Here is an 8,638-nt window from a genome sequence, read left to right as displayed (position 1 = left end):
CCCCCGCCTCGCAAGAGGCGGGGGTTTTTGTTTTGGGGTTTTGGTCAGCTTATGTGGGCTGCAGTTGTCCGTCGCGCCGCCGTATCGCGCCGCTCTTCAGCAACTCGTCGATCAACTCGATACTCCAGGCCTGCAGGCTCTGTGATTGGAAATAGCCCTGCCATAGCTTGCGATGAATCGGCGTCACCATCAGCCAGTCCAGCAGAAGTTGCTGAGCTTGGTTGGTGGCCTCCAGCAGATGAAACATGATCAAGGCCTTCGCCGCATGGCGCGCATGACGGTCGGGGCGTTGCCGGAAGAATGCCAGGCGCGAACGTGCCTCGCTCAGCGCGGCGGCGACGTCGTCGAACAGCGCACCGTGACCTGGGATGACCAGTGCGGGATTCAAGGATTCGATCAACTCAAGCGTGGCCTGGACCTCGTCAAAAGCGTCTATGCCATCGATCTCGGGGAAGACAATGCCGAAGCCTCGCTCCCACAGCGCATCGGCCGAGATCAGTAATCGCGATTCCGGCTCGAGCAGGATGATGGAGTGAGGATCATGACCGGGCGCGGCGTGAACTTCCCAGTCCCTTCCGGCCTGCCGTAGCCGCTCACCGGGCGCGAGGGCTCGGGTGGGTGCGAACCGAGGGCATTGCTGGCCGGTCGCCTCGTAGCTGAGTTTGGCTTCGTCCCAATGCTTGGCCGCCTCAAAGTCACCGGGGGGGATCCAGATCGGGCAGTGGTGCAGTGCCTGCAGATGTGCGTTGCCGCCGCAGTGGTCGGAATGCAGGTGGGTGTTCACGATCAGGCGTAGCGGTCTGCCGGGCGCATCGGCCGCCAGGGCTGCAGCCAGCAAGGCCGCCGTCTGTTGCGCATGCGTGCAGTAGCCGCTGTCGATCAGGACCGCGCCGCGCTCGTCCCCGCCCAACAGCACCGAGTTGGACGACAGCCAGCCCCGCTCGATGAGTTGCAGGCCGGGAGGGAGCGAGCGAGGATTGCCCAACTCTGCAGTCATCAGGCCGCTGTACGCAACTCACGCCGCAGGATCTTGCCGACATTGCTCTTAGGCAGCTCGTCGCGGAACTCGATGTACTTGGGCCGCTTGTAGGCCGTCAGTTGCTGATGGCAGAAAGCGCTCAGATCCTCCTCGGCCAGGGCCGGGTCTTGCTTGACGACATAGAGCTTGACCGTCTCCCCGGAGCGCGAATCGGGGATGCCGACCGCCGCGCATTCCAGCACGCCGGGATGCATATTGACGACCTGCTCGATCTCGGTCGGATAGACATTGAAACCGGACACCAGAATCATGTCCTTCTTGCGGTCGACGATGCGAATATAGCCGTCGGCATCCATCACGCCGATATCCCCGCTCTTGAAGAAGCCGTCCGCGTACATCACGTTGGCGGTCTCGTCCGGGCGGTTCCAGTAGCCGGCCATCACCTGCGGCCCGCGGATGCAGATCTCGCCACGCTCGCCCAGCGGCATGTCCTGCCCGTCGTCATCGCGGATCGCGATCTCGGTCGAGGGCACGGGCAAGCCGATCGAGCCATTGAAATCGTGCACATCCATGCGGTTGATGGTCGCCACCGGGGCCGTCTCCGACAGGCCGTAGCCCTCGACCACCGGGCAGCCGGTGATCTTCAGCCACTTCTCGGCCGTCGCCTGCTGCACCGCCATGCCGCCGCCGTTGGAGATCACCAGCTCACTGAAGTCCAGCCGGGCAAAAGCCGGTTCATTGGCCAGCGCGTTGAACAGGGTGTTGACCGCCGGGAACATATTCACCTTGTAGCTATGCAGGGTGCGGATGAAGCCGGGGATGTCGCGCGGGTTGGGAATCAGCAGATTCGTCATCCCCAGGCGGGCGCCGAGCATATAGCAGGCCGTCAGCGCGAAGATGTGATACAGCGGCAGCGCGCAGACCGAGGTCATCGGCTTGTTGCCGAGCTTGGCCATCATCGGCGCGAACCAAGCCTCGGCCTGCAGGATATTGGCCACCACATTGCGGTGCAGCAAGGTCGCGCCCTTGGACAGGCCGGTCGTGCCGCCGGTGTATTGCAGAAAGGCGACGTCGTCCGGCCCCACATCGATCCGCGACAGATTCATGCGCGAGCCTTCTTCCAGCGCGCGATTGAAGCGGGTCACGCTGCGCCCTGGCTCGGTGGGCAAGCGGAACTCGGGCACCATCTTCTTCACATGGCGCACCGCAAAGTTGATCAGCGGCCCGCGCCACCAGTTCAGCATATCGCCGAGCCCGGTCAGCAGCACATGGCGCACCGGCGTGCGCTCGATGACTTCTTCCAAGGTCGTCGCGAAGTTCTCCAGCACGATGATGGCTTGCGCGCCCGAGTCCTTCAGCTGATGTTCGAGCTCACGCGGCGTGTAGAGCGGATTGACGTTCACCACCGTATAGCCGGCGCGCAGAATGGCGGCGATCGCCACCATGTACTGCAGCACATTGGGCATCATGATGGCGACGCGCGCGCCGCGCTCCAGGCCTTTGGACTGCAGCCAGGCCCCCAGCGCCTGAGACAGCTCGTTGACCTCGCCAAAGCGCAGGCGCTGATCCATGCAGACCGCCGCATCGCGATCGGCGTGTTTGCGGAAAGCCTCTTCCAGCAGCTCCACCAGCGACTTGTACGCGTCCACACGGATCTCCGCCGGCACGCCCTCCGGGTAGCTCTTCAGCCAGGGCTTGGTCGCCAAATCTTGCACCGTTGTCTCCTTCGCGTCCCTGCGTGGGGACGGCCTTGTTTGCGGTGACTGATACTCGGCTGCGCAGGGGGCGAGGGCTAGGGTAATTGCCCTAGTGACTCGTCACCTGGGGGACAAGCCGCCAGCCGCGCCAGCGCATCGGGCGCATACAGCGCGTCGGCGAGGGCTTGTTCCCGCCGCCGCACGGTGTCCAGAAACTCCTGCGCGCCCTGCATGGCCTTGAAGGTATCGAAGCCGTTTTCGAGAAAATGCTGCAGCTCCGACAGGCCGGCCGCCGCCGCCGGCCCGCGCATCATGCGCAAGGCCTGGCGCAGCAGCGGCTTGCGTGTGAAGCCTTCCATGGCCCGTCCGATGGCCAGGGTCAGCGCGATCTGCTGCTCTCGCTCGGCCGGGCGGGCCGAGGCCTGCCAGGCGCCGATATAGGCGACCCGGTCCAGCGCCGGACTGTCCAATTGCTGGGCCATCCGCGTATCGAGCTGCTCGGACAGGCCGTGCAACTGGGCCAACTGCTCCACCGTGGTCACCACCTCGGCCGGGAACAGCCTGACCAGGGCCGGCACAACACGCGCGAACTGCGCATCGCGCCGGCTGAAGTCACCCGGGCCGTACAGCTCTTCGAGGAAAAAGCGGGCGGCGCCGGCATAGCGCGGGCTTTGCAGCAGATCGGCATAGCTGCGCTCGAAGCGTGCCTGCTGATAGCGCTTGAGCGCCTGAACCTTGGTCTGCAGCGGCGGCGAGGCCGCCCGCAAGGCCAGCTGCGCGCTGACGATCTGCAGGTGGTTCAGGATCCGCTGGGCTTGACTGGCGGTTTCGGTGGGCATGGGCGGCTGGTGGCGTGATCTGGGGCAGTAAGCGGCGATTGTGCCGGGCGATGCGTGCCGGCCCATCGGCGATGATGCCGAGATGAACGCTCGTATCCAACGTTTTCAAATGATGCTGCGCCTGCTGCTGGCCCTGGGCGCGCTGCTGTGGCTGTGGCCACGCGGGCCGGTGCTGGCGATCTCGACCGGCCTGCTGCTGTTCTGGTTCTATGGCCTGGTGATGGCGTTGAATTTCGGCCTCTTGCTGTGCATCAACGCGAGCGCGACCACGCCGCCAGGCGCGCTGCAGCTGCTGCGCGCCTGGTGGGCCGAGTTCTGGACCTGCGAGTGGGTGTTCGGTGTCCAGCAGCCCTTCGCGGAGCGGCGCCTGCCCGATCATCTGCCGCCGCCGAGCGCGTCGGCGCAAGCCCCACGCGGCGTGCTGCTGCTGCATGGCTATACCTGCAACCGGGGCTTGTGGAATCACTGGCTGCCGCGGCTGCGGCAGCGCGGCCATGCCTATCTGGCGCTGAGCATGGAGCCGGCCTTCGGTTCGATCGACGCCTATGCGGATGCCATCGAGGCGGCGGTGCGCCGCCTGGCGCAGGCGACCGGTCGGCCGCCGCTGATCGTTGCCCACAGCATGGGCGGGTTGGCGGTGCGGGCCTGGTGGCGCCGCCATGGCGGCGATACCGCCCGCCTGCACCGCATCGTCACGCTGGGCAGCCCGCATGCCGGCACCTTGATGGCCAATTTCTCATCGGCCACCAACGCCCGCCAGATGCGGCGCGGCAGCGCCTGGCTGCAGGAACTGGCCGCTCAGGAGGCGCCCGAATTCCGTCAGCGCTTCATCTGCTACTACAGCAACTGCGACCAGATCGTCTGCCCGGCCGGCACCGCCGTGCTGGCCGACGCCGAGGCTCGCTACAAGCCCGGTGTCGGCCATCTCCGGCTGGCCTTTGACGGCGCGGTACTCGATGAGGTGCTGGGCGAGCTGAGCGCCGCTGACTTCAGGCCTCGGCCTTGAGCACGCCGCGGCGGATCTGGTCCAGTTCGATGCTCTCGAACAAAGCCTTGAAGTTGCCCTCGCCGAAGCCCTCATTGCCCTTGCGCTGAATCAGCTCGAAGAAGATCGGGCCGATCACCTCCTTGGTGAAGATCTGCAGCAGCAGCTCGTTGGGCGCGTCCAGATGGGCGGCGCCGTCGATCAGGATCTTCAGGCGGCGCAGTTCCTCGACGTTTTCGCCATGGCCCGGCAGGCGCTTGTCGATCAGGTCGAAGTAGGTGCCAATGGTGTCCTGGAATTGCACGCCGGTGCTGCGCATGCCTTCGACGGTCTTGTAGATGTCGTCGCTGCCCATCGCGACGTGCTGGATGCCTTCGCCGTGGTAGAGGTCCAGATACTCGGCGATCTGGCTCTTGTCATCGCTGCTCTCGTTGATCGGGATGCGGATCTTGCCGCAGGGGCTGGTCATGGCCTTGCTCTTCAGCCCGGTCAGCTTGCCCTCGATGTCGAAGTAGCGCACCTCGCGGAAATTGAAGAAGCGCTCGTAGAACTCGGCCCATTCCTTCATGCGGCCGCGGAACACATTGTGGGTCAGGTGGTCGATATAGGTCAGGCCGTGGCCGACCGGGTTGGCATCGACCGGCTGCCCGGCCGCGTCCAGCAGCGGCACGAAGTCGACGTCGTAGATGCTGATATTGCCGATCGCACCGGTGGGCGCACCGTTCTTGCCCTGCCAGCGGTCGACGAAGTAGATCAGCGAGTCGCCGATGCCCTTGATCGCCGGGATGTTCAGCTCCATCGGGCCGGCCTTGTTGTCAAAGCCCCAGGCGCCCAGTTCCAGCGCGCGCTTGTAGGCCTGGGCGGCGTCCTTGACGCGGAAGGCGATCGCGCAGATCGACGGGCCGTGCAGGCGCGCGAAGCGCTGGGCGAAGCTGTCGCTCTCGGCATTGATGATGAAGTTCACGCCGCCCTGGCGGTACAGCGTCACGTTCTTGTGGCGGTGCTTGGCCACGGCGGTGAAGCCCATGGTCTCGAAGAGCTGGCCCAAAGCGGTCGGATCGGGGGCGGCGAACTCGATGAACTCGAAGCCGTCGGTGCCCATCGGGTTGTCCCAGGGGGTGAATGCTGCCATGGCGGGGTCTCCTGCGTATGCCTTGCGATGGATCAAGACTGTAGGCGCGAGCGGGCGCAGGATTCCTGCGAGTTTCGGCGCTGAACTCTTACGGCGCGCCGAAATCCTGCAAAAATCCGGGCTATGGAAAACGGATCCCAGCTCGATGCGATAGACCGGCGCATATTGCGGGCGCTGCAGCTCGACGGCCGCGTCACCTATGACGCGCTGGCCGCCCAGGTCAATCTGTCGGCCTCGGCCGTGCTGCGCCGGGTGCGGCGGCTGGAGGAGTCGGGCGCGATCTCGGCCTATGTGGCCCTGGTGCGGCCCGAGGCGGTGGGCCTGGCGCTGACCGCCTATATCAACGTCCGGCTGGAAAAGCATACCGAGAGCCATAAGCGCAACCCGATGGACCTGTTCCGCGCGGCGGTGCAGACCTGGCCCGAGGTCGTCGAGTGCGCGGCCCTGACCGGGGAGATGGACTATCTGCTGCGCGTGCTGGTGCAGGACATGGCGCACTACGCCCGCTTCATCACCGAGACCCTGCTGAAGCATCCCAGCGTGCAAGACTGCAAGACCAGCTTTGTGCTGGACCGTGTCAAGAACACGACGGCCGTGCCGGTCTAGAGGCGCGTCAGCGCCACCGGCAGCTCGGCCCAGCCCTGGCCATGGGCGACCGCCGCATAGGGCGGTGCCGGCCAGCGCCAGCGCTCGGCCGGGAACAGCGCGCGCATCGCGTTGATATCGCCGTGATAGGGCGGGCCTTCGACGAAGCCCTGGGCCGCCGACTCGCGCCGCGCCTGCATGAACAGAGCCAGCAGCAGGCCGCCGGGCTTGAGCCAGCGCTGCAGCTGATCGGCATAGGCGCGCCATTGATCGGGATGCAGCGCGCACAAACAGGTCTGCTCATAGACGCGGTCCACCGGTACGTCGGGCTGCCACTGCAGCACATCGGCCTGCTCGACCCGGCCCGGCAGCGTGCCCAGGCGCTCGCGCGCCAGCGCCACGGCCGCCGGCGCATAGTCCAGCCCGGTGGCCGCGATGCCGGCCTGGCCCAGCTGCAACAGCTCATGGCCGCGCCCGCAGCCGGGCACCAGCACCGCATGCTCGGGGGTCAGCAGGCCCTGATCCAACCACAGCTGCAGCTGCGGATGCGGCGCACCCCGGTCCCAGGGCGTCTGCCCGGATTCGAAACGCTGCTGCCAGAAGTCCTGTGTCGGGCCGGCCATCTCAATAGAGCTCGTGCAGCAGCTTCAGGGTCGGCTCCTGCCGCATATTCAGCAAGGCGGCGATATCGTTGACGTCATCGGGGATGGCCGCGTCGTCCCAGCCATCGGCCGTGTGGCGGGCCAGCCGAACGGCCAGGCGCACGCACTGCACCTGCGGGTCATGCAGGCGCTTGTCGTCGGTGATATGGGTCAGCAGCTCGGGCAGGCGCCAGGCCTTCATCAGCGACTGCTCCAGATCGGCCAGCTCGATGTTCAGGATCTCGCGCTGCACCGCCGCGCTGCGCAGATGGCGGTCGGCCTGCTGGCGTGCGCGGATCTGCAGCGCCAGCTCGGGTGCGTGGCACCACAGCAGCATCTCGGCAAAGTCATGCAGCATCGCGGCGCTGTGGATCACCGCCGCATCCGGGTCCATGCGATGGGCGGCAAAGCCCAGCGCAAAGCGGGCCGCGCGTTCGGCCCGCTTCAGCACCCGCTGCAGGCCTTGCAGCGCCTCGGGCTGGCCGGCCAAGCGGTCCTCCACCGTCGCCTGCGGGCCGAAGGCCGTGAAGAAGGGCGTGATGCCCATCAGCACCAGGGCCGCGGTGACGGTCTCGGCGTCGGTCAGCAGCCGGCTGGAGCGATGCGAGGCCGCATAGGCCAGCACCTTCAAGGTCATCAGCGGGTCGGTCGCGACCATCTCGCCGATGCTGTTGGCATCGAAGGCGTCCTCATTGGCCCGCATCAGCTCCAGCGACTCGGCAGTCGCTGCGAGCACGGGAATCTCCGCGTCGCGGAACACCGCTGTCCACCAGGACAGATCGGGCAGGGCCTTGCGCAGCGGAATGGGGCTGGTGGACGCGGGCATGGGTGCGGGTCGGGTTGCTGGTGCAGGGGTGGCGGTAATCGTATATCGGCATCCCTGCGTCCATCTTGACCCATACCGCCAGCGCCACCAGACCCAGCAGTGCAGGCATCACAGCCGTGTCACTCCGTGCAGCGTGCCGACCAGGCGGCCGTCCACATAGAGCGCCCCCTCGGGCGCGCCGGCCTCGGCGTAGAACTCCAGCTCCGGCGCGCGACGCCGGCGGCCATGGGCGCCGCTCAGGTGCTCGGCCAGACGGGCCAGGCGGGCGCTGGCACTGCGCAGGCCGCCGGCCAGGCTATGCCGCCAGCCTTGCTGGCTCACCGCGGCCTCGGGCCAGCGGCGCAGCGCGTGAACTTGTTGCTGTCTCATCATGATTCTTCTCCATCTTTGTCGCCGCCCGTCTCAGGGGCTGCGATCGCTGTCGCTGCGCCAGATTTGCTGGCGCAGTTCGAGATTGGCTTGTTGGCGCTGCGCCTTCGGCGCGCTGCCGTGGCGACCGGCCTGACGCATCAGGCTGGGCGCGACCAGAGGGTTGCGCGGCTTGCGCAGATTCAGGATCTGCGGCCGGGGAGAGGTGAACTGAGTCATCAAAACACTCCTTGCGAACCGGGTTCGCGGCGGGATGAACAATGCGGCGGCGCCACTGCGGCGCGGGCAGCGTGAAACGTAGCGGGACCAGAAAAACCGGAACCAGACATGCAGAGCCGGCATGGCGGGCTCTTGGAGCGGGAACGGCTGGCGCCGATCCGGGGCCAGGTTCGGACCCCAGGAGCGGTGGGCGGCAGCATCGCAAGCCGGCGAGGCCTGCGGGTTGAAGTGTTGGCGTTACGGTGTCGCTGTGGTGAACCAGGCCACAACTTGCGCAAATGATAAACGATTGATTATCTTGCGCAAGTGCTTTTTATCGTGATTGATAAAGAAGTTTGGGGGTCAGCGCTTCTTCGGCTTCAAGGG

10 protein-coding genes are annotated in these 8,638 nt (G+C 66.2%); 2 read left to right on the top strand and 8 right to left on the bottom strand.

Annotated elements, in window-relative coordinates; genetic code table 11:
• Positions 1-49 precede the first annotated feature (49 nt).
• The 3 genes from PO768_RS26620 to PO768_RS26610 all read right to left on the bottom strand — a co-directional run bounded on the left by PO768_RS26620 (position 50) and on the right by PO768_RS26610 (position 3,515).
• Entirely contained in the window at positions 50-997 is a 948-nt protein-coding gene (locus tag PO768_RS26620) for an MBL fold metallo-hydrolase (protein ID WP_272648463.1), read from the bottom strand.
• Positions 997-2,685: a long-chain-fatty-acid--CoA ligase gene (locus PO768_RS26615; protein ID WP_272648464.1), complete on the bottom strand. Its 1,689-nt coding sequence runs from the start codon at positions 2,683-2,685 to the stop codon at positions 997-999. The genes PO768_RS26620 and PO768_RS26615 overlap by 1 nt, the downstream gene beginning before the upstream one ends.
• A gap of 86 nt (positions 2,686-2,771) precedes the next feature.
• Positions 2,772-3,515, bottom strand: coding sequence for an FFLEELY motif protein (locus PO768_RS26610; protein WP_272648462.1), 744 nt, complete (start codon positions 3,513-3,515; stop codon positions 2,772-2,774).
• An 82-nt stretch (positions 3,516-3,597) separates the two neighbouring features.
• Between PO768_RS26610 and PO768_RS26605 the strand changes: the two genes are divergently transcribed.
• Positions 3,598-4,521 carry an esterase/lipase family protein gene (locus tag PO768_RS26605; protein ID WP_272648461.1) on the top strand — a complete coding sequence of 308 codons (924 nt, stop codon included), beginning with the start codon at positions 3,598-3,600 and terminating at the stop codon, positions 4,519-4,521.
• Here PO768_RS26605 and hppD read toward each other — a convergent pair.
• Positions 4,505-5,632, bottom strand: a complete 1,128-nt coding sequence (gene hppD / locus PO768_RS26600) for a 4-hydroxyphenylpyruvate dioxygenase (RefSeq protein ID WP_272648460.1) — start codon at positions 5,630-5,632, stop codon at positions 4,505-4,507. The genes PO768_RS26605 and hppD overlap by 17 nt on opposite strands.
• 123 nt (positions 5,633-5,755) lie before the next feature.
• On the opposite strand from hppD, the gene PO768_RS26595 reads away from it, so the two are divergent.
• On the top strand, positions 5,756-6,238 hold the full coding sequence (locus tag PO768_RS26595) for an Lrp/AsnC family transcriptional regulator (RefSeq protein ID WP_137944751.1): 483 nt from the start codon (positions 5,756-5,758) through the stop codon (positions 6,236-6,238).
• On the opposite strand, the gene PO768_RS26590 is transcribed toward PO768_RS26595, so the two are convergent.
• From PO768_RS26590 to PO768_RS26575, 4 genes are all read right to left on the bottom strand, one after another.
• Entirely contained in the window at positions 6,235-6,840 is a 606-nt protein-coding gene (locus tag PO768_RS26590) for a methyltransferase domain-containing protein (RefSeq protein ID WP_272648459.1), read from the bottom strand. The genes PO768_RS26595 and PO768_RS26590 overlap by 4 nt on opposite strands.
• Before the next feature lies 1 nt (position 6,841).
• The gene (locus PO768_RS26585; RefSeq protein WP_272648458.1) at positions 6,842-7,684 is read right to left on the bottom strand and encodes an HDOD domain-containing protein; all 843 of its coding nucleotides are present in this window, start codon (positions 7,682-7,684) and stop codon (positions 6,842-6,844) included.
• 108 nt (positions 7,685-7,792) lie between these two features.
• Positions 7,793-8,056, bottom strand: a complete 264-nt coding sequence (locus tag PO768_RS26580) for a hypothetical protein (protein WP_137944754.1) — start codon at positions 8,054-8,056, stop codon at positions 7,793-7,795.
• A 30-nt stretch (positions 8,057-8,086) separates the two neighbouring features.
• A complete protein-coding gene (locus PO768_RS26575; protein ID WP_272648457.1) occupies positions 8,087-8,395 on the bottom strand; it encodes a hypothetical protein in 309 nt (102 codons plus the stop codon).
• Positions 8,396-8,638: the final 243 nt, after the last annotated feature.

The organism is Paucibacter sp. XJ19-41 (assembly GCF_028462495.1).
Lineage (GTDB): Bacteria > Pseudomonadota > Gammaproteobacteria > Burkholderiales > Burkholderiaceae_C > Roseateles_E.
This window is presented reverse-complemented; position numbering and strand designations above follow the sequence as displayed.